Origin of the sequence: Streptomyces sp. NPDC050423, assembly GCF_040655445.1 — a bacterium.
GTDB lineage: Bacteria > Actinomycetota > Actinomycetes > Streptomycetales > Streptomycetaceae > Streptomyces.
Map to the genome: position 1 here is coordinate 1 of NZ_JBFAJY010000039.1, position 24,909 is coordinate 24,909.

Genomic DNA, 24,909 nt, shown 5'->3' on the forward strand with positions numbered 1-24,909 from the left:
GTGGGGGAGTTGGAGGGGTTGGGTGCTGTGGTGTCGGTGGTGGCGTGTGATGTGTCGGATCGTGGTGCGGTGGCGGGGTTGGTTGAGGGTGTGGGGGCTGGGTTGGTGGGTGTGGTGCATGCGGCCGGCGCGGGTGATAACGGGTTGGTCGGGTCGATGGACGGGGCTCGGTTGGATCGGGTGTTGGGTGCGAAGGCTGATGGGGCTTGGTATTTGCATGAGTTGACGCGGGATCGTGAGCTGGCGTTCTTCGTGATGTTCTCGTCGGCGGGTGGTTCGGTGCTGGCGGCGGGTCAGGCGAACTATGCGGCGGCGAATGTGTTCCTGGACGCGTTGGCGGTGCACCGTCGCGCGGAGGGTCTGCCGGCCACCTCACTCGCCTACGGGCTGTGGGCGGGCGCGGGGATGGGCGAGTGGCTGGGTGAGGCGGATCTTGAGCGGATGAGGCGTCAGGGGCTGCCGGCGTTGAAGCCGGAGCAGGGTCTCGCGTTGTTCGACGCCGGTCTCGCTTCGGGCCGGGCCGCCCTGGTTCCCCTTCCGATCGACGTCACCGCACTCCGTACCCGTACCGACACCATCCCCGCACTCCTGCGCGACCTCGTCCCCACCACCAGGCGGCGCAGTGCGGTGTCCAGGACGGACGCGACGTCTCTGCGGCAACGATTCGCACAGGCCGATCCGGCAGGGCAGGAGGCCCTCCTCAGGACGCTCGTCATGGAGCGGGCGGCCGCACTCCTCGGCCACAGCAGCGCGGACGCCCTCGACGCCGAACGGGACTTCCTGGAGGCCGGGTTCGACTCGCTGAGCGCGATGGAACTCCGTAACGTCCTGATGAAGGACACCGGACTGCGGCTTCCTCCGATGGTGGTCTTCGACAGCAAGAGCCCGGCCGAGCTCGCCCGGATACTGCGTACGGATCTCCTGGCGTCGGCGCCCCTCACGGCCGACGACACCGACCAGGCGGGGCCGGGCGGAGCGGGAGCCTCCGAGGGGGCGGACGGGACGGAGCGCGCTTCCGCTTCCGCCGAGGCCCCCTCGGTCGGCAGGGCGCCGGAGACACTCCGTGACCTGTTCCACTCCGCCGTCGTCTCCGGCCGCGCGGACAAGGGCTTCGCGCTCCTCCAAGCGGCAGCCGACGTCCGGCCCGGCTTCGCCTCGGTGGACGAGATCGACCGGCTGCCCGCCGCGGTCCGGCTCGCGGACTCCTCCGAGGGGCCGCACCTCATCTGCCTCAGTACACCGATGGCCACCGGGGGCGTCCACCAGCACGCACGTCTGGTGTCCCACTTCGGAGGCAGGCACAAGATCTCCGCACTGCCCGTCCCCGGATTCCTCGCGGGCGAGAGCCTGCCCACGTCGTCCGACGCGGCCGTCCAGGCACTCGCCCGGAGCGTGCTCGACGCGGCTGACGGCCAACCGTTCGTCCTGCTCGGCTACTCGTCCGGAGGCACCCTCGCCTACGCCACCGCCGGACACCTGGAACGGGAATGCGGGGTACGCCCGGCGGGCGTCATCCTGCTGGACACGTTCAAGGTGCACGACGGCGGGAGCGACGGCGTCCCCCTCGACGGCCTCGCACTCGGCATGTTCGACAAGGAAGCGGTGTTCGGCCGGTTCGACAGCAGCAGACTCTCCGCGATGGGCCGCTGGGTGGAACTGGTACCGAAGCTTCCGCTCACCCCGGTCGAGGCCCCGGTGCTCTTCGTGCAGTGCACCCAGTCCTTCGTGCCGGACGGGGATGACACGTCCCCCGACCTGGTCAGCGGCCGTGCCGAGCCCTGGGAAGCCGGCCACACGCTGCGAACCGTGCGCGCCAACCACTTCACCCTCGTGGAGGACCGTGCGGAGGAGACGGCGCACGTCATCGACGAGTGGCTGGCGTCGGAGGAGTGGCCGGCGTCGAACGAGACTGCGGCCGACGCCCTGACAACCGAATGACCACCGGCCAACCGGCCAACCGGCCAACCGGCCAACTGGCCAACTGGCCAACTGGCCAACTGGCCAACCGGCCAACCGGCCGAACGCCCGGAGACGCCGGGCCCGAGCGGCCCGAGCGGCCCGAGCGGTCGCGGCGACTGAGCACAAGACCCACCACAGCTCCCATCCGCAAAACAGCGTGAGTGAAGCGAAGCGAGGCGAAGTGACGTGACTGTGGCACCCAGCACGAAGGGAACCCTGCCGTTCGGCGAGCACGAGACGTGGTACCGGGTGACGGGCGACCTCCGCTCCGACCGGCCCACTCTCGTCGTCGTGCACGGCGGCCCCGGATCGACCCACGACTATCTGCAGAACCTCTCCGACCTGGCCGACGACGGCTGGTCCGTCGTGCACTACGACCAGATCGGGAACGGCGGCTCGACGCATCTGCCCGACCGGGGAGCGGACTTCTGGACCGTGGACCTGTTCGCCGCCGAACTCGACAACCTGCTGACGGGTCTCGGGATCGCCGACAACTACGTACTGTTCGGCCAGTCCTGGGGCGGCATGCTCATCACGCACCACGCCGCGGCACGCCCGGCGGGCCTGCGCGGTCTGGTCATCGCCAACTCGCCCGCCTCCTATCCGCTCTGGCTCCAGGAGGCCAAGGTCCTGCGCGACCAGCTCCCGCCCGGCGTCAACGACACGCTGCTCCGGCACGAGGCCGCCGGAACCACCGAGACGGACGAGTACCACGGGGCCATGCGCACGTTCTACGAGCGCCACGTCTGCCGTCTCGAACCCTGGCCCCGTGACTACCTGGCCTCGTTCTACGAGGTGTACAACGACCCCACCGTCTACTACGCGATGAACGGCCCCAGCGAGTTCCATGTGAACGGCACCCTGCGCGACTGGTCGGTCATCGACCTCTGCCCGGACGTCGACGTGCCCACCCTGCTGATCTCCGGGCGCCACGACGAAGCCACACCCGCGACGGTGCAACCGTTCCAGGACCTCATTCCGGGAGCGCGCTGGGAGATATTCGAGGAGTCCAGCCACCTGCCGCACCTTGAGGAACCGGAACACTTCCGTCAGGTCATGAAGGAGTTCCTCCAGGAGATCGCCCCCGGCTGACCCCTGAGCGTCGCCGGCCGCACGTTGCATAGAGTGCTGAGAACATGCCGCGCCTCCGGTGCGGCGTCCCGGGTGTCATCGGTAACCCTGAACAAATGCATGGCTGTGCGGCAACACGGATGTGCGAATGTGTGGCCGCGCGGTGGTGACAACTGGGACAGTAGTGATCAGGTAGTCGCAAGGCGTGTCCGGAGTGGAGTACAAGTCCGGGCTGCCTGTCGCGGCGGGGTACCCCGGGCACGGGTCCGGGGTTTCGTTGAGAGGGCGGTTGTGATGGTCACCGGTCGTGTGGTGCGGTTCGACGGCGTGAAGGGCTATGGATTCATCGCCCCCGATCATGGAGGCGAGGACGTCTTCCTGCATGTCAACGACCTTCGTATTCCCGAGGCGTCTCTCAGGCCCGGTCTGATGGTCGAGTTCGAGATCGAGCAGGGCGACCGGGGCCTGAAGGCGTCCTCGGTGCAGCTCGCCCCCGGCAGCAGCGGCGGCACGGGGTCGGCGGCGGCTCCGGCGTCCGCGTTCTCGGGGCGTCCCGAGACCCCGGGCAGGCAGGTCGCGGACGGCGACGACGTGTTGTGCGATGTGCTCAACTCGCAGGAGTACGTGCGGGACGTCACGGAGGTGCTGCTGGAATCGGCACCTGGCCTCACCGCGGCGCACATCCTTCAGGTACGCCAGGGGATGCTGCAGTTCGCCAAGAAGCACGGCTGGGTCGAGGGCTGAGCCGGTAGGCCGGCCGGCGCTGTCGCCGGCCGCGGCCCGGGGAGCACGGACAGCGGCGGGCGTGTCGTCCGCCGTCCCCGCTGTCCGTCCCCGTCGCCCGCTGTCCGCCGTCCGTAGGCTGTGACGAACGGCACCGGCCCCAGGCCTGTCCGGCGCCGTGTTAGCGCCGGTTAACCTGCCTCTCATGACCGTATCCCTCGAAGTAAGCGGCGGCGTCGGCACGATCCGGCTGGACCGTCCGCCGATGAACGCACTGGACACCGCCACCCAGGACCGGCTGCGCGAGCTGGCCGAGGAGGCCTCCGGGCGCGACGACGTGCGCGCCGTGGTGCTCTACGGCGGCGAGAAGGTGTTCGCGGCGGGCGCGGACATCAAGGAGATGCAGGCGATGGACCACCCGGCGATGGTCGTCCGGTCCAAGGCCCTGCAGGAGTCCTTCACCGCGGTGGCCAGGATCCCCAAGCCCGTCGTCGCGGCCGTCACCGGCTACGCGCTCGGCGGCGGCTGCGAACTGGCCCTCTGCGCCGACTTCCGGATCGCCGGCGACAACGCCAAGCTGGGGCAGCCGGAGATCATGCTCGGCCTGATCCCGGGTGCGGGTGGCACCCAGCGGCTCGCCCGTCTGGTGGGCCCCGCCAAGGCCAAGGACCTGATCTTCACCGGCCGCCACGTGAAGGCCGACGAGGCTCTCGCCATGGGCCTGGTGGACCGGGTGGTGCCCGCCGCCGAAGTGTACGAGCACGCGCACGCCTGGGCCGCCAGGCTGGCGAAGGGCCCGGCCCTCGCGCTGCGTGCCGCCAAGGAGGCCGTCGACGCCGGGCTGGAGACGGACATCGACACCGGCCTCACGATCGAGCGGACCTGGTTCGCCGGACTCTTCGCCACGGAGGACCGGGAGCGCGGTATGCGCAGCTTTGTGGACGAAGGACCGGGCAAGGCCAAATTCCTCTGACCGAACGCCAGTTGGGAACAGATCGCGGCGCGTTCATCCGTGCGGGCGGATTAGCTGAGCCTTAAGGCAACCTTAAGGCTCAGTGCTCCGCCCGTGCCGGCAAAACCGTTCGGGCGCGGTGTTCGCGCAGGTCGGCGGGGGTGTGGACGAGGGCATTCTGCCACTGGCATATGCCAAGAGCTCTCTGTGGAATTGCTGATTCCGGGTCGGGGATTCCCTCGGAACGGCCACGGGAGGCCCGCCGTGCAGCCATGATGGTGTCCATGGCGGGCCTGGAGGGTGTGGAGCAGTCGCGACAGCGCAGCAGCGCGGCAGCGGCACGGAGGATTCCGGCCGTCGAGGACGAACAGGCGTTCAAGGCGCTGGAGTTGTTCGGGAATCCGACGGAGGACGAAGTCCGGCTGCCCTCCCGTCCGGAGTCCGCGGCCACCGCGCGCCGGCTCACTTCCTGTGTGGTGCTGCGTCAGTGGGGGCTCTCCCCGCAGACCGGCGAGCACGCCGTTCTGCTCGTGTCCGAACTCGTCGGCAACGCGGTGCGGCACACCGGCGCCAGGGTCTTCGGTCTGCGGATGCTGCGCCGTCGCGGCTGGATCAGGATCGAGGTGCGTGACCCCTCGCGCGGACTGCCGTGTCTCATGCCCGTCCAGGTGATGGACATCAGCGGGCGAGGCCTCTTCCTCGTCGACAAGCTCTCCGACCGGTGGGGCGTGGATCTGCTGCCGCGCGGCAAGATCACCTGGTTCGAGATGCGGATCTCCGACCGCTGACGGCCGCCCGGGTCATCGGCCCGGAGGGCCCCGGACGCACAGAAGCCCCCGGATCGGCCGTGATGCGGCGCTGCGGGGGCTGCTGTGTGGGGGCCGTGAAATGGGGGGTGTGTTCACGGCCGCTTATGACGACCCGGCCCGGGTCAGTGCGGGTCGTGTCACCGACTATGGCAGACGGGCGACTCCATCGCCAAAGCCGCAAAATGCTCATGAGGTGATGAATTCGGGCAATTCTTCAATGAATCATAGGTGTGCTGGGTCACCTGCCTGGAAATCTATGAATGCCGACCAGCCCACGCGAGTGATTCATTGATCGCCGAGGGGCCGGGCGGTGCGCATCCGTGTGACCTGCGAAAGTGGCGGCAAGGGTCAATTGTCATTTTTCTGACATCTCGCACTTAATGTTCTGCACATGAACGACTCCGGCACACCGGTGCACCGCCGCAGCGCCCTGCGCGCAGGAGCTGGGGCCGCGCTCGCCGCGGCCCTCGCCACCGGTTGCGGGGACCACGACACCGCCGGGACCGCGGCGAAGACCCTCACCCACCCGGCACCGAAGAAGCCGGCCGCCACCGCCGGGGCGCCCGCCCCCGCGCCCGCCCCGCGCCGCTTCCCCGGGCAGCCGGTGCAGATCGACCACGGTCCCCGCGACCGGGCGCGCGTCGCCCTCACCTTCCACGGCCAGGGCGACCCCGCCATCGCCCGGACCGTGCTGGCCGAGGCCGAACGGGCCCGCGCGCAGGTCACCGTCCTGGCCGTCGGCAGCTGGCTCGACGAGCACCCCGAGATGGCCCGCCGGATCCTCGACGGCGGCCACGACCTCGGCAACCACACCCAGCGCCACATCGACATCTCCTCGATGGGCGAGGCCCAGGCGTACGCGGAGATCACCGGCTGCGCCCAGCGGCTGCGCCGGCTCACCGGCTCCATCGGCACCTGGTTCCGTCCCTCGCGCACCCAGTACGCCACCCCGCTCGTCCAGCGGCTCGCCGTCCGCGCGGGGTATCCGCACGTCCTCTCGTACGACGTGGACTCCCTCGACTTCACCTCGCCCGGCGCCGCGGCCGTCACCCGCAAGGTGGCCGGGGAGATCCGTAACGGATCGGTGGTGAGCATGCACTTCGGCTACGCGGACACGGTCGCCGCGCTGCCCCTCCTTCTCACCGAACTCGACCGCCGCGGACTGCGTGCGGTGACGACCACGGAGCTGTTGACCTGATGCTTCCCTCCACCACGCGCACCGCGGCCCTGCTCGGGGGCGTCCTGTTCGCCGTACTCACCGGTTGCGGCACCCCCGCCGGCAAGGGGGCGTCGGACGCGGCCAGCGAGGCGGCCGCGCCACCCGCCAGACCCAAGCACGTCACCCCGCCGGCGCCGCCCGGACTGGCCGGGATGCCGCCGGTGCTCGATCCGGCGAACGTGTACGCGGCCGACGCCGCGGGGAAGCTGTCGCCGGCCGTCAAGGGCTTCCCGTCCCGGGTGTACGTACCCAACACCAACTCCAACACCGTGACGGTGATCGACCCCGCCACGTACAAGGTCGTCAAGACCATCCCGGTCGGCCGTCAGCCGCAGCACGTCGTCCCGTCCTGGGACCTGAAGACCCTCTGGGTCAACAACGACCTCGGCGACAGCCTCACCGCGATCGACCCGGCGACCGGCAAGGCGGGGAAGACGGTCGCCGTCTCCGATCCGTACAACCTCTACTTCACCCCGAACGGCAAGTACGCCATCGTGATGGCGTCGATGGACCGTCAACTGGTCTTCCGCGACGCGCACACCATGAAGACGGCCAAGGCCGTCCCGGTCAGCTGCGCGGGAGTGAACCACGCCGACTTCTCGGCGGACGGCCGGTACTTCATCGTCTCCTGCGAGTTCTCCGGCGAACTCCTCAAGGTCGACACGGAGAAGATGAAGGTGGTGGGCCAGCAGAAACTGCCGTTCAAGGGCGCCATGCCGCAGGACGTGAAGCTGTCGCCCGACGGAAGCACGTTCTACATCGCGGACATGATGGCGAACGGCATGTGGGTGCTGGACGGAAAGAAGTTCACCACCCCGAAGCTGCTGCCCACCGGCAAGGGCTGCCACGGGCTCTACGTCAGCCGCGACGCCAAGGAGATGTACATCTCCAACCGCGGTGAGGGCTCCGTCTCCGTCTTCGACTTCGCACAGAGGAAGCTGGCGAAGAAGTGGCACCTGCCGGGCGGTGGCAGCCCCGACATGGGCGGGGTCTCCGCGGACGGCAAGGTCCTCTGGCTGACCGGGCGTTACAACTCCGAGGTGTACGCGATCGACACCACCAGCGGCAAGCAGCTCGCCCGGATCCCGGTGGGCAGCGGACCGCACGGCCTCGCCGTCTACCCGCAACCGGGGCGCTACTCGCTCGGCCACACCGGCGTCTTCCGGTAGGAGGCCCGCCCGCGGCGTCTTCCGTTCTGGGCGCCGCCCGCCGGTGGCTCACCCCTCGATCAGCAGCGCCTCCGAGCCCACCGGCCGGTAGCCCGCCGCCTGGAACGTCCGCACACTGCGGGCGTTCCCCGGCGACTGCTGCGCCCACACCACCGTGTCCGGCACCAGATGCCGGGCCGCCCGCGCCAGCCGTTCGCCGAGCCGCTGCCCGCGCGCCTCCTCGGCCACCTCGATCGCGGTCTCCCAGCGCCCCGCGACACCGCGCCCGAGGATCAGCACACCGCCCTGCGTTCCCCAGACCCGCACCTCGTCACGGAACCTCATCGCCCGTGCCACCCGGGGGTGTTCGGGGTCCCGGATCTCCCGCAGCTCCACCTCCGGCGCGCCCGGCAGCGCGGGCGCGACCGTGAGCAGATCGATCGTGTTCATGTGCCGTCCGGTCCGGGCCAGCAGCGCGCCCAGGAAGTGCGGATTCATCGTCGCGGCGAGCGCGTCGCCCGGGGCGGCGGCCAGGGCGTCCCGCACCCACCGCGGGTCCTCGTCCGTGAACACCACCGAGTGCGCGGTGAACGCCAGCACCCCGGCGTCCCGTACGTTCGGCTGCCGCACCACCGTCGTGGCCCCGTCCGGCGGCGGGAACCGCCCCTGCGCCGCGGCTGCCAGGATCCCCGCCAGTGCATCGGTCATCGCGCCGCGCTCTCCCCGCTCCGGGCCACCGTCCGCCGGGCGGCGGACGGACCCACCCATGATCGACGACCGGCCGCCGCGATCGCCATCCGTCGCGCCCGTTAATCTGACCCCGTCATACAGGCATTACGAAGGGGCGGAACAGTGGCGGACATCGAGTCGGCGCGCAAGGCGTTCGAGCGGTTCGACCTGAACGGCGACGGGCTGATATCGGCTGCCGAGTACACGAGCGTCATGGCTCAGCTGGGGGACCCCTATGTCACCGAGCCGGTCGCGCAGGCCGTGATCAACTCCCACGACGCGAACGGCGACGGGCTCCTCACCTTCGACGAGTTCTGGGCCGCGCAGAACAAGGGCTGACGGCCGCGGACCCCCGGCCGGCGGGCCGGGGGCCGCGGACCCGCCCCGCTCACGAGCCGGGCGGGACGGACGAGCCGGACGGGACGGACAGGCCGGCGGCCCCGTCCGATTCGAAGGCCTCGTCCGGCGTCGCCACCGGGCGGAACACGTCGTGCAGCCGGCCCGCCCGCAGCAGCCGCAGGATCCTCGGGCAGTCGCAGATGAGCCAGAACCGCCCGTCCCGGTCCAGCGCCCGCCGCCGGGCCCGGCACAGCAGCGTCAGCCCCGAGCAGTCGAGGAAACTCACGTCGGTCAGGTCGACCACCACATGCGGTGACCGGTCCGACGTGGCGACGTCCAGGGCCGGTGCGATGAGGGCCGCGGTCGCGATGTCGATCTCGTCGCGCAGGGCCACCACCGTCCGGCCGTTCCTGCGGTACACGCGACCGCACGGCTCGGGCAGGGGGACCAGTACGGGGGATGCCGTGGGGGACAGCCTCTCGGTCATGATGCCTCTCCTCGCAGCGCCGAATCCGCGGAGGCATCCGGGCCTGGGTGGCTGTCAGTGAGGTGACAGTCGGTGAACCTAACCCGAGGCTCGCGTCGGGTGGGGATGCAGAAACGTTCGAGCCTGCCGTAATGCGTCCTTCCGGGTGAATGTTCGATGGTGCCGTGGACGTCGAAGGCTATTTGTATGGTTGTCGGTCAGAAAAGGGGGTGGGCGGTGCTCCGCTCACGTGTGCCCGCACCCGCCCGCCGCAGGTCCGCGCCGGCCGTACTCGTCACGGCGGGGGCCGGCCTCCTGGCCTTGGCAGCCGCTCTGCTGGGCGCCGCCGCCGTCGCCCGCGGCACCGGTGAACTGCGCATACCCGGCGCCGGAACCGCCACCGTGCTGCGTACGGTCCTCTTCGGCGCCCTCGCCGTTCACCTCGGCGGCCTCGCCGCCACCGCTCTGGCCCGTTCCCTGCCCGGCCGGCCGGAGACCGCCCCGCGCAGCTGGGCGGCGGCGGCCTCGGTCGCCGGGGCGCTGGCCGCGGCCGGACAGATCGTCCGGCTCGCCCGGGTCAGCGATCTCGGCCTCGTCGAGACCTACGGGACCCGCGAGGGCGGGCTGCTGCTGCTCACCGCCAACGGCTTCGCCCTCGCCGCGTGCTGCGCGGCGAGCAGGCGCCCGGCACTGGCCGCCGCCCCGCTCGCGCTCGTCATCGGCGCGGAGGCGTTGCGCGCCCACCCCGAGGCGTACAGCCCGGCGGTGGGCGCCGCGCTCACCGTCGTCCACCTGACCGCCGCGTCGCTCTGGTGCGGCGGGCTGCTCCACGTGCTGCGCACCATGCGGCTGTGGCGGCGGAACGGGCCCGGCGCCGCCCGCGCGCTGCTCGGCCGCTACGCCCGGCTCGCCGGGTGGCTGTACGCGGCCCTGGCGGTGACCGGTACGTTCAGCGCCCTGCGCCGGCTGCCGCCGGATACCGTCCTCACCTCGGCGTACGGGCGCACCCTGCTGGTCAAGCTGGTGCTGATGGCCGTGGTGAGCGCGCTGGCGCTCGGCGCGCGCCGGGGGCTGGCGTCGGACCCGGACCCCGCGGTCGCCCGGCGCAGGGCGCGCCGTGAACTGGCCGCGCTGGCAGCGGTCGTCCTGGTGTCGGCGGTCCTGACCGTCGTACCCGACCCGCACTGGCTCAGCACCCGCTGAGACGTGGCCGGGCACTCCCCGCGCCCCGCGCGCTGCATCCCGCTCCCCGCGCCCCGCTCAGCGCCTGTCACGGTACGGCGGCCAGCCGCACAGCTCGTCGTCGCGCGGGGCGCGCACCGTCGCGGGGGCGCCGGGGCCGAAGAGCATCACCGGACGCGACGCGTCCCAACCGGGCCAGCCCGGGTCGCCGGAGACGGCGAACCGTACCCACGCCGCGTGCATCGCGTCGGCCAGCTCCTGCGGGGCGTCCTCGCCCGCGAGTACCACCGCGTCCGGCCGGCCCAGATTGTCGAAGACGAAGCCGATCTCCAGCCCGTGGCAGGAACCGAGCCGCTGTACGGGGGACGGCCAGCCGAACTCGTAGAGGTGTGTGCCGCCGGCTGCGCCGATCCGGGCGTCGGCCAGCCGGTTCAGCGGTACGCGCAGGAGCAGGTCGGTGGCGAGGGCGCCGAGCAGTTCGCCCGGGGTCGCGCCGGGCCGGTTCGCGCGGTAGGTACGGGCCGTGGCGCCCGGCACCCTGAACTTCAGCAGGGCCAGCCGGAGTCTCGTACGGGAGAGCCGTTCGGTGAGCCCGCTGGGAACGAACCAGAGCCGGTACTCCTCGGTGTTGGAACCCATCAGCAGATCGATGCCGGACGCGGCGCCGTCCCGCAGCGCCTCGGCCGGCTCGCGGGGCAGCAGATCGCCGTCCACCACGATCTGGAAGGAGTTCCCGCCGGTCAGCGGGGAGCCGCCGCTCGTCACCGCGGTCTGCGCCGCCAGGAGCGCGGCGGGGTCCACGGCGGCCAGGGCCCGTGCCGTCGCGGCCACCCCGAGCCGTTTCGCGATCAGTTCGGTGGTGCGGCGGCCCTTGTCCACGGGGAGCGCGGCCGGGGCCCCGCTCTGCAGCACCGCGCGCCGGAACAGGCCCCGGGCCCGTGGCGCGGAGAGCAGCGCGCCGATGCTGATGGCCCCCGCCGACTCGCCGCACACCGTCACCAGGTCCGGATCGCCGCCGAACGCCGCGATGTTGTCCCGCACCCAGCCGAGCGCCGCCAGCTGGTCGAGCAGCCCGCGGTTGGCGGGCGCGTCCGGGAACACCCCGAACCCCTCGATGCCGAGCCGGTAGTTGAGCGACACGAGGACCAGACCGTCGCGGGCGAAGGCGGCCCCGTCGTACAGCGGGACGGCGGACGAGCCGTGCAGCAGCGAGCCGCCGTGGATCCAGACGAGGACGGGCAGCCCGGTGCGGGCGGGCGACGGCGTCCACACATTGAGGTTGAGGCAGCCGTCGCCGGGCACCTCGGGATCGGGCAGCAGCCGGTCCAGCGGCGGGGAGTACGGACGCTTGGGCGCGGTCGGGCCGAGGGCCACCGCCTCCCGTACGCCCTCCCAGGGTTCCGGTGGCGCCGGGGCCCGGAACCGGTGGGCGCCCACCGGCGGTGCCGCGTACGGGATGCCGCGGAAGACGGCGACGCCCGGTTCGTGTGTGCCGCGGACGGTGCCGTGGGCCGTGGCGGCGTGCGGAGCGGTCCGGTCGGCGCCGGATGCGGATATCGGAGGAGGTACGGCAGTCATGAGATGCCTCCAGCCCTTCTGCGGTACGGCCGGCGAGTTCGGTTCATCGGACTGCCGCCTGCCATCGGGCGTACGTACCAGCAGATCACGGCAGGGGGTGGCCGACCATTCGTGAGGGTGGCGGCCCTTGTGCGGCCGGCCCCTGATTCCTCGGTCCTGGTGCGGTCCTGGTGCGGTCTTGTGCGGCCGTGAAGGGACCGGAAGTGGCCGCTTTGCGTGCACGCGTTTCCGGCCGCGGGCGGGTGGGCCGGTGCCGGACGAGCCATCGGGGCTACGAATGTCCGGAAATCGCTGTCGAGTGCGTGGGTGCCGGTGCCGTGGGCCGTCTCGGCGGGGCCCGGCAGGGGCGTCGGCCCCCGCCGAGGGCCCCCGCCGGGCGTCCGTCAGGTGTCCTTCAGGCGACGAAGTTCCGGGACAGGGCGTCCTGTTCGTCGATCTCCACGAGGTCGGGACGGGTGTAGCGCTCCGCCCGCGCGTGGTAGTCGAAATCCCCTCGGACGAGCCCCCGGTAGTCCCGTACACAGCGTTCCAGAGCGACTCGCTGGGGGCCCTCGATTCCCGCCGCCTCCATCTCCTCGACGAGTTCCTTCTCCGCCCGTTGCACGCGCTCGGCAATGCGGGCCAGCAGGATTCCGGCCTCGTCCGCCGCCTCCTGGAGCGTGCCCCCGCGGTCCCGTTGGATCAGCCGGACGGTATTGTGCTCATAACCGAGCAGGGCTTCCTTCTCGAATGAGCAGATATCGTTGCAGAGGCCTGAGTGGTCGGTCACCGCATTACGTAGCGCGATATAGGCGGGAAGGCTTCGGGCGGATTCCGTGAGGTCGATTCCGGCCGTGATCTCATGCAGGTCGAGGAATGGCTGCATGGCCACCGAATCGCGGCGGTGCTTCACGAAATCGGCCATGCTCGGCACATGGCCGGCGGCCCGGTCGACGGCCTCGGCGTAGTACGTCCACAGCCAGGCGGCCGTGTCCCTGCGGAACTGCCGCACCCAGTGCGGCGGCCGGTCCGTGCAGGTCCGGACCAGTAGCTCGTCCAGGGCGTGCTCCATGGGGCCGACCGGTGTCCGGGCACCGTCGAGTACGTCCACCAGATGCGCGATGGCGGATTCGCACAGCCCGGGGTCGCGGCCGGCCGGGCCGTCGTCGAACTCGTCGTCGACGAGGAAGGCCCAGAAGAGCCACTGACAGAACAGGTCGAGGTGCTTCTGCGACGCCTCGGGAAATATCAGAGATATCCACAGTTCGGGGCGGGTCCGGATCATCTTCTTGTGGGCCACCGGAGAGAGGGCGAGGTTTCTGGTCTCGGCCCATTCCCAGGCGGCCTGCCTGGTCCTGTCGACTCCCGGATTACATCCCGTGCTCTCGAACGGCATGTGGAATTCTGGAAGCGCAATCTTACTCATGGTGCACCTCGTCCAGACGAATGCGAACAGGGAAGGGGGATGCGCGGAACGAATCGCGCACGCACGGCCGGAGCGGCGAGCGGCGAGCGGTGAACGCGGCTCTGCCGATCGGCGCTTCGATACGGCCGCGTCCTCGGGGACAGCTGTCCGCACCAGCCGAACGAGAGGGCGGTGGGACCGTGAACCGGCTGCGGCGGACCGCCGCAGGAGCGGATCAGCGGCGGCGGGGCGGCTGGTCGGTACGAGGGGGCCGAGACGCTGTTCGTGAAACGGCGCGGCCGGGCCGGACGGCCGGATCCCGTCGGGGGTGCGTCACGGGAGGGGCGGCTGTCATCGCTGTCCTCTTTCTTCCGCCGGGGCCTGGGCGTCGGAGCCGGGCCCGTGGGGCTCATGGCAGCGGACCGCCTGACGTGCACGGCGATTGCGTCACCACTCGTCACGACCAGTGAACTCCCAGTATGCGGGGGAGGGAAGCCGCCTGTGACTGAAAATGTGTGTTCGACAGGAACGCCTGCTCAGTTATGAGCAGTTGGACTACTCCCGTGTTGGCCGAGGTGGCGGACGCCGGGGGTGGGGCCGGCCGATTCGACGCACACGTCTGCCTCACCGGCCCCTCTCACCGTAGGGCCGGTTCAGCCGGCCAGCGAGGCGAGCCAGCCCGTCAGGATCCGGTTGACCTCCTCGGGGCGCTCCTGCTGGATCCAGTGGCCGCAGCCGTCCAGGACGTGGGAGGAGACCAGGCCGGGCAGCGTCGTGGGGTACGCCGCGATGGCATCGGCCAGCCAGGTGGTGGAGGCGTCCAGGGACCCGCCGAGGAAGAGGGACGGCTGAGTGACGGGTGCGCCGTCGAAGTCCGCGAGATCCTCCCAGTCCCGGTCCATGTTCCGGTAGCGGTTGAGTGCCCCGCTCATCCCCGTCCGCTCGAACTCGCCCGCGTAGAAGTCGAGGTCGGCCTCACCGAGCCAGCCGGGCCGCCGGTCGGGGAACCGCTCGCGCAGTGTCCCGCCGGACCCGGCGAAGTGCGGGTCCGGGGCGTCGGGCGCGGGCATGGTGTCGGCGGAGAACGCCGCGTAGAAGCCGGCGAGCCAGCCGCGCACGTCAGGCTCGATCTCGGCCTCGGCCCGGCCGGGCTCCTGGAAACGGGCGACGTAGAACTCCTCGCCCCCGCCCATCCCCGCGAAGACCTCGCTGGGGCGCGGACCGCCGCGCGGGGCGTAGGGAACGCTCAGGAGCCCCACCGCGCGGAAGACATCGGGCCTGATCAGCGCGGAGTTCGCCGCGATCGTCGCGCCCCAGTCATGGCCGACGACCACGGCACTTCGCTCCCCGAGCGCGTGCACCACGGCGGCGTTGTCCTCGACCAGTTCGAGCATCCGGTACGCCGCGACGTCCCCGGGCCGGGAGGACCGCCCGTATCCCCGGACATCGATGGCGACCGCCCGGTATCCGGCAGCGGCCAGCGCGGGCAGCTGGTGGCGCCACGAGTACCAGGACTCCGGGAATCCGTGCAGCAGCAGCACCAGGGGTCCGGTGCCCTGCTCCACCAGGTGGATACGGCCGGCGGGAGAGGGCACCGTGCGGTGCGTGGGCTCCGGGGACGGGGCGGGCTGATGCGACATGGGTCCTCCGCGGTTCTCGGTCTGCGCCGGTCACGGTCGGGTCCTGTAGGCCGACCGCGCTCCGGACCCGTACCGCCCGGAAGCGGTCGGCGGCCCGGAACACGATCATGCGCCGGACGCCGGGCCGGCCGCGAGCTCTGTTGCCGCTTCGGCAAATGGACAGGCGCCACTCACCGGATGACCGGCGCCACTACCGGATGACCGGCGTCACTCACCGGCTGAGCGGTGCTGGTCACCGGATGGCACGAGGCATGCACCGGATGTCAGGCGCCATTCACCGGCTGCCAAACGGCACTCACCAGGTGACGGGCAACGACCGGAGCCCGGGCATCGCCGCGTCCGGCTGGTGTGGCCGTGCTCGGCCAGGAGGGCCTGGACTTGGTGAACGGCCCTGGTGATGGTGCCGCCGTTGACTCCGAAGGGCTGGGCGATCAGGGCTCCGCGAGGTCCTGAAGCCGAACTGGAGTCCGGGAAGTCTCCCGGACTCGATATATTCCGGGAGTTCGGCGGACCCGCTCTCATGGTTCCCAAGAAATACGACGGGTTCGCGGCCTCCTTGACGGATGGCCTGTACGTCCAGCGGCTGTTGGGCGCGCGCTCCCCGTCCCTGTCCCTGGCCGGTGCCGAGGGGATCGAGGTACGGCCGCTCGGGGACGCGCAGGTGCTGCCGGGCTCCGAAACCCGTGAAGTGGTGCTGATCGACGTCGATGTGCCGGGCGACTACATATCGTCCGTGGGCGACCCCCAGGCCCTGGACGCCGCGCTCGCATGTATCAAATGGTGCCCCTCTGATGGGTTCAGGGGGTCGATTCGATACATCCTGGCGACGGCCGGCGGGCCGGGTGGATCCGAATGGTGAACGAGGGGAAGGCCCTGACAGCGCTGAAAGATGGAAACGCACTGGTCAGGGCCTATGTTTGCCTAGCACTCGATGATGTTCACCGCGAGCCCGCCCCGCGCCGTCTCCTTGTACTTGACGCTCATGTCGGCGCCGGTCTCCTTCATGGTCTTGATGACCTTGTCGAGGGAGACCTTGTGGCTGCCGTCGCCGCGCAGCGCCATCTTCGCGGCCGTGACGGCCTTCACCGCCGCCATGCCGTTGCGCTCGATGCACGGGATCTGCACGAGGCCGCCGACCGGGTCGCAGGTCAGGCCCAGATTGTGCTCCATGCCGATCTCGGCGGCGTTCTCGACCTGCTCGGGGGTGCCGCCCAGCACCTCGGCGAGGGCGCCCGCGGCCATGGAGCAGGCGGAGCCCACCTCGCCCTGGCAGCCGACCTCGGCGCCGGAGATGGAGGCGTTCTCCTTGAACAGCATGCCGATGGCTCCGGCGGCCAGGAGGAAGCGGACGATGCTGTCGTCCTTCTCCGCCTCGGTGGCGCCGCCGGCCGCGAAGTTCACGTAGTAGTGCAGCACCGCCGGGATGATGCCGGCCGCGCCGTTGGTCGGGGCGGTGACGACGCGGCCGCCCGCGGCGTTCTCCTCGTTGACCGCCATCGCGTAGAGGGTGATCCACTCCATCGCGTGGGTCTGAGGGTCGCCCTCGGCGCGCAGCTGGCGGGCGGTGTTCGCGGCGCGGCGGCGGACCTTGAGGCCGCCGGGCAGGATGCCCTCGCGGGACATGCCGCGGGACACGCACGCCTGCATGGAGCGCCAGATGTCCAGCAGGCCCGAGCGGATCTCGTCCTCGGTGCGCCAGGCCCGCTCGTTCTCCAGCATCAGGGAGGAGATCGACAGGCCGGTGTCACCGGCGAGCCGCAGCAGTTCGTCGCCGGTGCGGAACGGGTTCTTCAGCACGGTGTCGTCGAGGACGATCCGGTCCTCGCCCACCGCGTCCTCGTCGACCACGAAGCCGCCGCCGACCGAGTAGTACGTCTTCTCCAGGAGCGGGGCGCCGTCGCGGTCGTACGCGAAGACCGTCATGCCGTTCGCGTGGTACGGCAGGGCCTTGCGGCGGTGCAGGATCAGCTGTTCTTCGGCGTCGAAGGCGATGTCGTGCATGCCGAGGAGGTTGAGCCGGCCGGTGGAGCGGATCTCGGCGACCCGGTCGTCGGCCGTTTCGACGTCGACCGTACGGGGGGACTCGCCCTCCAGGCCGAGCAGGACGGCCTTGGGGGTGCCGTGGCCGTGGCCGGTGGCGCCGAGCGAGCCGAACAGCTCGGCGCGTATCGAGGCGGTGTGGGCGAGCAGGCCCTCGTTCTTCAGCCGGCGCGCGAACATACGGGCCGCGCGCATCGGGCCGACCGTATGGGAGCTGGACGGGCCGATGCCGATCGAGAACAGGTCGAAGACCGAGATGGCCACGGGTGACTCCTCAAAGCGCTGGTAGACGCCGTTGTCTGCCGGGTGGTGCGGTACGGGCCGGGTCGGCCCGGAGAGCGGGGGACAAGGGATGGGGCACCGCGCTCACTGTTCAGTGTGCGTGGTGCCCCGCCCCAACGTGCAAATGCGCAGGTCCGGACTACAGACCGGGGTACAGCGGGAACTTCTCGGCGAGCGCGACGACGCGGGCCTTCAGGTCGTCCGCGTCGTAGGACGGCTTGAGGGCGGACGCGATGATCTCCGCGACCTCGGTGAAGTCCTCCGCCCGGAAACCGCGGGTCGCCAGGGCCGGGGTGCCGATCCGCAGGCCCGAGGTGACCATCGGCGGCCGCGGGTCGTTCGGGATGGCGTTCCGGTTGACCGTGATGCCCAGCTCGTGGAGCCGGTCCTCGGCCTGCTGGCCGTCCAGCTCGGAGTTGCGCAGGTCCACCAGGACCAGGTGCACGTCCGTGCCGCCGGACAGGACGGAGACGCCGACCTCGGTGACGTCCGGCTGCACCAGACGCTCGGCGAGGATGCGGGCGCCGTCCAGGGTGCGCTGCTGGCGCTCCTTGAACTCCTCGGTCGCCGCGACCTTGAACGAGACCGCCTTGGCCGCGATCACGTGCTCCAGCGGGCCGCCCTGCTGACCCGGGAAGACCGCCGAGTTGATCTTCTTGGCGAGCTCCTGCGTCGACAGGATGACGCCACCGCGCGGACCGCCGAGGGTCTTGTGCGTGGTGGTGGTGACGACATGGGCGTGCGGCACCGGGCTGGGGTGCAGACCCGCGGCGACCAGACCGGCGAAGTGCGCCATGTCGACCATCAGGTACGCGCCGACCTCGTCCGCGATCCGGCGGAAGGCGGCGAAGTCCAGCTGGCGCGGGTACGCGGACCAGCCGGCCACGATCAGCTTCGGCTTGGACTCCTTGGCGAGGCGCTCGACCTCGGCCATGTCCACGAGGCCGGTCTCGTCCACGTGGTACGGGACCACGTTGTAGAGCTTGCCCGAGAAGTTGATCTTCATGCCGTGGGTCAGGTGACCGCCGTGGGCCAGGTTCAGGCCCATGATCGTGTCGCCCGGCTTCAGCAGCGCGAACATCGCGGCGGCGTTGGCCTGCGCGCCGGAGTGCGGCTGCACGTTCGCGGCCTCGGCCCCGAAGAGCGCCTTGACGCGGTCGATGGCGATCTGCTCGATCACATCGACGTGCTCACAGCCGCCGTAGTAGCGGCGGCCGGGGTAGCCCTCGGCGTACTTGTTGGTCAGGACGGTGCCCTGGGCCTCCATGACCGCGACCGGAGCGAAGTTCTCCGAGGCGATCATTTCGAGGGTGGACTGCTGACGGTGGAGCTCGGCGTCGACAGCGGCGGCGACGTCCGGGTCCAGCTCGTGGAGGGAGGAGTTGAGAAGCGACATCAGGTGGTCCCTTGGGGTCTCAGTTGCCGGAGAACGCGGTGTACTCGTCGGCGGAGAGCAGATCCTCCGGCTCCTCCGCGACACGTACCTTGAACAGCCAGCCGCCTTCGAACGGTGCGGAGTTCACCAGCGAGGGGTCGTCCACCACGTCCTGGTTCGCGGCCGTGATCTCGCCGGTCACCGGCGAGTACAGGTCGCTGACCGACTTGGTCGACTCCAGCTCACCGCAGGTCTCGCCCGCGGTCACCGTGTCACCGACCTCGGGGAGCTGGGCGTAGACGACGTCACCGAGCGCGTTGGCCGCGTACTCCGTGATGCCGATCGTGGCCACACCGTCCTCGACGGCCGACAGCCACTCGTGCTCCTTGCTGTACCGCAGCTGCTGGGGGTTGCTCATGACCTGAATTCTCCTGTACGCGGGGGAGTGCTGATGAACGATGGTCTTACGGTGTGAGACAGGACTGCGTCACGTACGCGGTGCCCTGTTCCGCCTGCGGACTACTTCTGGCGCTTGTAGAACGGCAGCGCCACGACCTCGTACGGCTCGTGGCTGCCCCGGATGTCCACCGCGACGCCCTCGGTGCCGGGCGCGGCGTGCCCGGCGTCGACGTACGCCATGGCGATCGGCTTGCCGAGGGTGGGCGACGGGGCGCCCGAGGTGACCTCGCCGATGACCTGGCCGCCGGCGACGACGGGGAACCCGGCGCGCGGGACCCGGCGGCCCTCGGCGACCAGGCCGACGAGCTTGCGGGGCGGGGCGGTCTCGGCGCGTTCGGCGGCGGCCTCCAGGGCCTTGCGGCCGACGAAGTCGCCCTCCTTCTCGAACTTCACGACCCGGCCGAACCCGGCGTCGAACGGGGTCAGCCCGGTCGTCAGCTCGTGCCCGTACAGCGGCATGCCCGCCTCCAGGCGCAGCGTGTCGCGGCAGGAGAGCCCGCAGGGGATCAGGCCGCGCGAGGCGCCGGCCTCGGTCAGCGCCCGCCACAGCTGCTCGGCGTGCCCGGGGGCGACGAACAGCTCGAAGCCGTCCTCGCCGGTGTAGCCCGTACGGGCGATCAGCGCGGGGACCCCGGCGACCGTGCCGGGCAGTCCGGCGTAGTACTTCAGCCCGTCCAGGTCGGCGTCGGTGACGGCGGCCAGGATGGCGGAGGACTCGGGGCCCTGGACGGCCAGCAGCGCGTACGCGTCGTGGTCGTCGCGCACCTCGGCGTCGAAACCCTCGCCGCGGGCGGTCAGCTCGTCCAGCACGATCTGGGCGTTGCCGGCGTTGGCGACCACCATGTACTCGGTCTCTCCCAGCCGGTACACGATCAGGTCGTCCAGGATGCCGCCGTCCTCGGCGCAGATCATCGTGTAGCGGGCCCGGCCCACCGACACGGTGGCGATGTTGCCGACCAGCGCGAAGTTCAGCAGATCCACGGCCGCCGGGCCGGTGACGGTGATCTCGCCCATGTGGGAGAGGTCGAAGAGGCCGGCCTTCGTGCGCACGGCGATGTGCTCGTCGCGCTCACTGGCGTACCGCAGGGGCATGTCCCAGCCCGCGAAGTCGGTCATCGTGGCGCCCAGCGAACGGTGCAGGGCGTCGAGGGTGGTGAGACGGGGGGCGGTGCTCATGGATATGGCTCCCAGGGCATGACGACGAGGACGATCCCTCCCCATCTGTCATCGGAACCTGAGAGGTTCGCCGAGAGGCCCCGGAGGGGTTCGGCTTGCACCTTGGGTGGAGCCGCTGGGCGACTCGCTTTTCAGATCTGCCTCATCCACGCGGTACGGGGCCTGAGAGATTCAAGGGAGGATCTTGCTCCTTCGGCGCCCGGCCCGGAGGCCGGAACTCTCCCGCGCGGATTCAAGCGGCCTTTATGCAGTTGGCCGGGTCATCATCGCACGCATCGCCGGGCAGTGGGGCGCCGGTACCCCACCGGATCCGGCGGGTCGCACGCTTGTGTCGCATTACCTTTTCTTTACACTTCGTGGCAGGTGTGGGTCGGCCGACAGGGGGATGGCGATGACGTTGCAGCGGTACGCGACGACCGCGGGGGTCGCACACGGGGCACTGCCCGCACAGCCGGGCGCACCGGCCCGGGAGACGCGGGGCCCGCACGGACCCGTCGTACGGGATCTGCGGGGCCGGTCCGGGCGCGGCCCGCGCGGCCTGCACTTCGTGGCGGGTGACGTCGTGGTGGTATCCGGGCTGCCGGGCAGCGGCAAGTCGACGCTGATCAGGCGGGCCGTGTCCGCCCGCGTCATCGACTCCCAGGACACCAGGGACCGCTGGGCCGCTCTGCTGCCGCGCTTAGTCCCGTACGCCCTCTACCGCCCGTTCGTCCGCGTCGCCCACTACTGGGGACTGTGGCAGGTGCTGCGCTCCGGCGTCTCCGTCGTCGTCCACGACTGCGGCACCCAGGCCTGGGTGCGCGGCTGGCTGGCGCGCGACGCCCGGCGGCGCGGCGGCGTCCTGCACCTCGTCCTGCTCGACGTCACCCCGCAGACAGCGCGGGCGGGCCAGCTGGAGCGGGGGCGCGGCGTCTCCGGGTACGCGTTCGCCCGGCACCGCAGGGCCCTGCGGAGGCTGCTGCGGGACACCGAGACGGGCACACTGCCGCTCGGCTGCGTCTCGGCGGTGCTCCTGGACCGCGAGGCGGCGGCGCTGCTGACGCGGATCACCTTCGCGGACGCGCGGGGCGAGAACCGGTAGCGGGCCTTCCGATGCCCGGACACCCGGCGCGCGGCGCTAACCTCTTGCTGCACGGCACGGGGCGAGAGAGGGAAGCAGTGGACATTCCGGCACAGGGCCACACCGTTCCGCAGGGCGGATGGCCGGCCAACGAGCTCGAAGAAGTGCTGAGCGCCTCGCTCGGCAACCCGGAAGCGGGCGGCCGGCTCGTGGAGGTGCTCGGCCGCAGCCATCTCTGGGTGCCCCTGCCCAACGGCGGCGGACCGGACGCCACCGATCTGGACCTGCCGACACTGGAGATCGACGGCGCCGCGTACGTCCCCGTGTTCAGTTCCGAGCAGCAGTTCCTCGGCTGCGTCGGCGCCCGTATGTCCTTCACCGTGGCGCCCGCCGTCGAGTTCGCCCGCGGACTGCCCCCGCAGCTCGGCATCGCGGTGAACCCGGGCGGCGCGGTCGGCATGCCGCTCCCGCCGCCCGCCGTCGCCGAACTCTGCCGGTCCGGGCGCAGCCTGCTCGACGGACCGGCCAGCGGCGGCCGGGTCCGGCTCTACGAGCCGGACTGGAAGGAGGAGCCCGTCGACTTCCTCGCCGCCGCCGCCGGTGAGTTCGAGGAGAGCGGTGTCGTGCTCAGCGCCCGCAGGACCCTGGCCAGCATCGAGGGCGGCGACCCCGTCCTCTTCGTCGGCGTCGAGTTCTCGACCTGGGACGGTGCCGGGCGCAACGCCCCCATGGACGCGCTCGGCCGCGCGCTCGGCCGCGTCGAGCTGCCGTGGCCGGTCAACCTGGTGCTGCTCGACGTGGCGCAGGACCCGGTCGCCGACTGGATGCGGGCGAGGATCCGGCCGTTCTATCAGCGGGCAGGCGAGTAGCGCCGCCCGTCGGTCCGCGCGGGACGGCTGCGGCCCATGGCGTCAAGTCGGTGTCAGGACCGGCGCCTAAGCTGGTTTGATGGCTGGTGCCTCGGCACCGCGCCGTACCCGCGTGCCCCGGGAGCGGCAGGCCGACACAGTGGATCGAAGAGGGGCGGGACCCAGGGTGAGTGCGTCAGGCACCGCGGCGGCCGGGAAGGTCGAGCACATGCTGCGCCAGGTGACACCCGGGCGCTACGACGCGTACGAGGCCTTGCTCCAGGCCCTGGCGGCCGACCGGATCTGGATGCTGCTCTGGCACGGCCGGGCCGGTTCGCCCGACGCCCAGTACGGCAACATGGAGATCGACGGCCTCGGCTACGCCCCCTGTGTCACCTCCGCCCAGGAGCTCTCCGCCAGCGGCTGGAACCGCGCCCATGAGGTGGTGGGCGGCCGCGACATCGCCCGCGCCCTCTTCCCCGACCGCTGGGGCATCTGGCTGAACCCGCACGCCCCGGGCGGCGGCGTGGGCATTCCCTGGCTCGACCTGCGCCGGATCGCCACCGGCCTCGACCGGATGCCCGCCGGTCCGCTGCGGATCAGCGACCCCGCCGTCGAGACCCCGCAGTTCTACGCCCAGCTGACGCAGAACGCCCACCACACCCCGGCGATCCGCTCGCTGCGCCGCGCCTGGGTGCAGCCCGCGCTCGGTGTCCCGTACCTCGCCATCGGCCTCGATCTGTACGACACCAGCCAGCCGTCCGTCGACGCGGTGCGCGCGATGATGCAGCAGTCGATCGGCACGGTCCCGGAGGGGCTGCCGGTCTCCACCGTCGCCATGTCCGACGAGTACGACCCGGTCGCGATGTGGCTGCGGGGCAACTCCCGTCCGTTCTACGACCGCGAGTCGCACGCTCCGGCCGGCCGGAGCGGCGTCGTCGCTCCGGGTTACGGCTACCCGCAGCCGCCCGGTCCGGCCCCGCACGCCTACTAGGCCCGCCGGGCCCGCTCACCCGAGCGGACAAAGCACCCTCGGGCGGACAAGGCAACCGCCGTGGTCACCCAAATAGCCACCCAATAACGCCTGTTGGGTGGCATGTCCGTTCTGATGGATTAGTGGCCGAGTGGTCCGCTCACTCGATCAAGCTGTCCGGATAACGGAAGCTCACTGACCGCATCACGTTTGAGCAAACATTCCCCGTCAGGTCTGGCGGGTGATCGCAACCGCGTTGAAGACTCCCGACTAGTGGGGATCGTCGCTCCTTTGTACGAGGTTGCCCCGGCGGACATTTCGTGGACGCTTCAGACGCTTCAGACGTATCTCAGTACCAGGACATCAGCCGCATGATCGTGCGCGGCTGATGCGCGCCAGGCCGTTACCGCGGCGAGCAAGGGCCGGCCACCGCCGGCGGGAGGGGTCAAAGGCACTGTGACCGCACCGATCGAGACCACCGGATCGGCTGCCGAGGCTCAGCCGGAGGCAGTACTCACGGGAGTCAAGCAGAGCCAGATCGAGGGCCGTTCGCTCGGACAGATCGCCTGGACGCGCTTCAAGCGCGACAAGGTGGCCGTTGCCGGCGGCATCGTTGTCATCCTGCTGATCCTGCTCGCCGTCCTCTCCAAGCCGATCCAGGCCGTCTTCGGTCTGGACCCCAACGCCTTCCACCAGGAACTCATCGACCCCGCGCTGCTCGCCCCCAAGGGCGACTGGGGCGGCATGAGCTGGAGCCACCCGCTCGGCGTCGAACCGCAGTACGGGCGCGACATCATGACCCGCATCATCGAGGGCTCCTGGGTCTCCCTCGTCGTCGCCGTCGGCGCCACCCTGCTCTCCGTGGTGATCGGCGTCTTCTTCGGTGTGGTCTCGGGCTTCTACGGCGGCTGGGTGGACACGGTCATCAGCCGCATGATGGACACCTTCCTGGCCTTCCCGCTGCTGCTGTTCGCGATCTCCATCTCGGCGGCACTCCAGGACGGCGCCTTCGGCCTGACGGGGCTGCCGCTGCGGATCGCGGTACTGATCTTCGTGATCGGCTTCTTCAGCTGGCCGTACATGGGACGTATCGTCCGAGCCCAGACGATGAGCCTGCGCAACCGCGAATTCGTCGAAGCTGCCCGGTCGCTGGGCGCCCGGGGACCCTTCATCCTCTTCCGGGAGCTGCTGCCGAACCTGGTGGCACCCGTTCTGGTCTACTCCACGCTGCTGATCCCCTCGAACATCCTCTTCGAGGCCGGTCTCAGCTATCTAGGGGTCGGTATCGCCCCGCCGCAGGCCTCCTGGGGCGGGATGCTCACCAACGCGATCGACTTCTACCAGAACGACCCGATGTACATGATCGTGCCGGGCGTGGCCATCTTCGTCACGGTCCTGGCGTTCAACCTGTTGGGAGACGGGCTGCGCGATGCCCTCGACCCCCGCAGCAAGTAGTGCCCGGGTCCTCGTCACAACGACGTGCGACATGCCATGGCA

The 24,909-nt window shown here is 70.7% G+C and carries 23 protein-coding genes, 1 pseudogene and 1 riboswitch; of the genes and pseudogenes, 15 read left to right on the top strand and 9 right to left on the bottom strand.

Going from position 1 to position 24,909, the window contains the following annotated elements:
* From AB0I52_RS25600 to AB0I52_RS25635, 8 genes and pseudogenes are all read left to right on the top strand, one after another.
* Complete coding sequence (locus AB0I52_RS25600; protein WP_363076306.1) at positions 1 to 1,938, top strand: KR domain-containing protein; 1,938 nt, start codon at positions 1 to 3, stop codon at positions 1,936 to 1,938.
* 12 nt (positions 1,939 to 1,950) lie between these two features.
* Positions 1,951 to 2,079: pseudogene (locus tag AB0I52_RS25605) on the top strand (dioxygenase); the annotation flags it as partial.
* A 66-nt stretch (positions 2,080 to 2,145) separates the two neighbouring features.
* A complete protein-coding gene (locus AB0I52_RS25610) occupies positions 2,146 to 3,051 on the top strand; it encodes a proline iminopeptidase-family hydrolase (protein WP_363076308.1) in 906 nt (301 codons plus the stop codon).
* A 273-nt stretch (positions 3,052 to 3,324) separates the two neighbouring features.
* Positions 3,325 to 3,774 (top strand): cold shock domain-containing protein, encoded by a 450-nt coding sequence (locus AB0I52_RS25615; protein WP_363076310.1) that lies wholly within the window; start codon positions 3,325 to 3,327, stop codon positions 3,772 to 3,774.
* Positions 3,775 to 3,958: 184 nt separating this feature from the next.
* Positions 3,959 to 4,726, top strand: coding sequence for an enoyl-CoA hydratase-related protein (locus AB0I52_RS25620; protein WP_363076312.1), 768 nt, complete (start codon positions 3,959 to 3,961; stop codon positions 4,724 to 4,726).
* Between the two features lie 251 nt (positions 4,727 to 4,977).
* A complete protein-coding gene (locus AB0I52_RS25625; RefSeq protein WP_363076314.1) occupies positions 4,978 to 5,493 on the top strand; it encodes an ATP-binding protein in 516 nt (171 codons plus the stop codon).
* Positions 5,494 to 5,905: 412 nt separating this feature from the next.
* Positions 5,906 to 6,712, top strand: coding sequence for a polysaccharide deacetylase family protein (locus AB0I52_RS25630; RefSeq protein ID WP_363076316.1), 807 nt, complete (start codon positions 5,906 to 5,908; stop codon positions 6,710 to 6,712).
* Complete coding sequence (locus AB0I52_RS25635) at positions 6,712 to 7,902, top strand: YncE family protein (protein WP_363076318.1); 1,191 nt, start codon at positions 6,712 to 6,714, stop codon at positions 7,900 to 7,902. The genes AB0I52_RS25630 and AB0I52_RS25635 overlap by 1 nt, the downstream gene beginning before the upstream one ends.
* A gap of 48 nt (positions 7,903 to 7,950) precedes the next feature.
* Here the strand turns inward: AB0I52_RS25635 and AB0I52_RS25640 are convergent, their stop codons facing one another.
* Complete coding sequence (locus AB0I52_RS25640; RefSeq protein ID WP_363076320.1) at positions 7,951 to 8,589, bottom strand: GNAT family N-acetyltransferase; 639 nt, start codon at positions 8,587 to 8,589, stop codon at positions 7,951 to 7,953.
* A 144-nt stretch (positions 8,590 to 8,733) separates the two neighbouring features.
* Here AB0I52_RS25640 and AB0I52_RS25645 point away from each other — a divergent pair, with 144 nt between their 5' ends.
* Positions 8,734 to 8,949 (top strand): EF-hand domain-containing protein, encoded by a 216-nt coding sequence (locus tag AB0I52_RS25645; RefSeq protein ID WP_362962944.1) that lies wholly within the window; start codon positions 8,734 to 8,736, stop codon positions 8,947 to 8,949.
* A gap of 49 nt (positions 8,950 to 8,998) precedes the next feature.
* Here the strand turns inward: AB0I52_RS25645 and AB0I52_RS25650 are convergent, their stop codons facing one another.
* The gene (locus AB0I52_RS25650; RefSeq protein WP_363076323.1) at positions 8,999 to 9,436 is read right to left on the bottom strand and encodes an STAS domain-containing protein; all 438 of its coding nucleotides are present in this window, start codon (positions 9,434 to 9,436) and stop codon (positions 8,999 to 9,001) included.
* A gap of 216 nt (positions 9,437 to 9,652) precedes the next feature.
* Here AB0I52_RS25650 and AB0I52_RS25655 point away from each other — a divergent pair, with 216 nt between their 5' ends.
* Positions 9,653 to 10,618, top strand: coding sequence for a CopD family protein (locus AB0I52_RS25655; protein ID WP_363076325.1), 966 nt, complete (start codon positions 9,653 to 9,655; stop codon positions 10,616 to 10,618).
* 57 nt (positions 10,619 to 10,675) lie between these two features.
* On the opposite strand, the gene AB0I52_RS25660 is transcribed toward AB0I52_RS25655, so the two are convergent.
* The 3 genes from AB0I52_RS25660 to AB0I52_RS25670 all read right to left on the bottom strand — a co-directional run bounded on the left by AB0I52_RS25660 (position 10,676) and on the right by AB0I52_RS25670 (position 15,199).
* Positions 10,676 to 12,175, bottom strand: coding sequence for a carboxylesterase family protein (locus AB0I52_RS25660; RefSeq protein WP_363076327.1), 1,500 nt, complete (start codon positions 12,173 to 12,175; stop codon positions 10,676 to 10,678).
* Positions 12,176 to 12,569: 394 nt separating this feature from the next.
* Positions 12,570 to 13,550, bottom strand: a complete 981-nt coding sequence (locus AB0I52_RS25665) for a terpene synthase family protein (RefSeq protein ID WP_363076420.1) — start codon at positions 13,548 to 13,550, stop codon at positions 12,570 to 12,572.
* A gap of 662 nt (positions 13,551 to 14,212) precedes the next feature.
* Positions 14,213 to 15,199 (bottom strand): alpha/beta hydrolase, encoded by a 987-nt coding sequence (locus AB0I52_RS25670; RefSeq protein ID WP_363076329.1) that lies wholly within the window; start codon positions 15,197 to 15,199, stop codon positions 14,213 to 14,215.
* Positions 15,200 to 15,719: 520 nt separating this feature from the next.
* On the opposite strand from AB0I52_RS25670, the gene AB0I52_RS25675 reads away from it, so the two are divergent.
* Complete coding sequence (locus AB0I52_RS25675; RefSeq protein ID WP_363076331.1) at positions 15,720 to 16,058, top strand: hypothetical protein; 339 nt, start codon at positions 15,720 to 15,722, stop codon at positions 16,056 to 16,058.
* A gap of 62 nt (positions 16,059 to 16,120) precedes the next feature.
* Here AB0I52_RS25675 and AB0I52_RS25680 read toward each other — a convergent pair whose 3' ends face one another.
* The 4 genes from AB0I52_RS25680 to gcvT all read right to left on the bottom strand — a co-directional run bounded on the left by AB0I52_RS25680 (position 16,121) and on the right by gcvT (position 20,531).
* A complete protein-coding gene (locus AB0I52_RS25680; RefSeq protein ID WP_363076333.1) occupies positions 16,121 to 17,503 on the bottom strand; it encodes an L-serine ammonia-lyase in 1,383 nt (460 codons plus the stop codon).
* 157 nt (positions 17,504 to 17,660) lie between these two features.
* On the bottom strand, positions 17,661 to 18,917 hold the full coding sequence (glyA, locus tag AB0I52_RS25685; protein ID WP_363076335.1) for a serine hydroxymethyltransferase: 1,257 nt from the start codon (positions 18,915 to 18,917) through the stop codon (positions 17,661 to 17,663).
* Positions 18,918 to 18,936: 19 nt separating this feature from the next.
* Positions 18,937 to 19,314, bottom strand: coding sequence for a glycine cleavage system protein GcvH (gene gcvH / locus AB0I52_RS25690; RefSeq protein WP_363076337.1), 378 nt, complete (start codon positions 19,312 to 19,314; stop codon positions 18,937 to 18,939).
* A 101-nt stretch (positions 19,315 to 19,415) separates the two neighbouring features.
* Entirely contained in the window at positions 19,416 to 20,531 is a 1,116-nt protein-coding gene (gene gcvT / locus AB0I52_RS25695; RefSeq protein WP_363076339.1) for a glycine cleavage system aminomethyltransferase GcvT, read from the bottom strand.
* A gap of 141 nt (positions 20,532 to 20,672) precedes the next feature.
* A riboswitch (glycine riboswitch) is annotated at positions 20,673 to 20,766 on the bottom strand.
* Between the two features lie 156 nt (positions 20,767 to 20,922).
* Here gcvT and AB0I52_RS25700 point away from each other — a divergent pair.
* The 4 genes from AB0I52_RS25700 (at position 20,923) to AB0I52_RS25715 (ending at position 24,867) form a co-directional block, all read left to right on the top strand.
* Positions 20,923 to 21,612 carry an AAA family ATPase gene (locus AB0I52_RS25700; protein WP_363076341.1) on the top strand — a complete coding sequence of 230 codons (690 nt, stop codon included), beginning with the start codon at positions 20,923 to 20,925 and terminating at the stop codon, positions 21,610 to 21,612.
* 77 nt (positions 21,613 to 21,689) lie between these two features.
* Positions 21,690 to 22,460 (top strand): enhanced serine sensitivity protein SseB, encoded by a 771-nt coding sequence (locus AB0I52_RS25705; protein WP_363076343.1) that lies wholly within the window; start codon positions 21,690 to 21,692, stop codon positions 22,458 to 22,460.
* 166 nt (positions 22,461 to 22,626) lie between these two features.
* The gene (locus AB0I52_RS25710) at positions 22,627 to 23,433 is read left to right on the top strand and encodes an enhanced serine sensitivity protein SseB C-terminal domain-containing protein (protein WP_363076345.1); all 807 of its coding nucleotides are present in this window, start codon (positions 22,627 to 22,629) and stop codon (positions 23,431 to 23,433) included.
* Between the two features lie 435 nt (positions 23,434 to 23,868).
* Entirely contained in the window at positions 23,869 to 24,867 is a 999-nt protein-coding gene (locus tag AB0I52_RS25715) for an ABC transporter permease (RefSeq protein ID WP_363076347.1), read from the top strand.
* Positions 24,868 to 24,909: the final 42 nt, after the last annotated feature.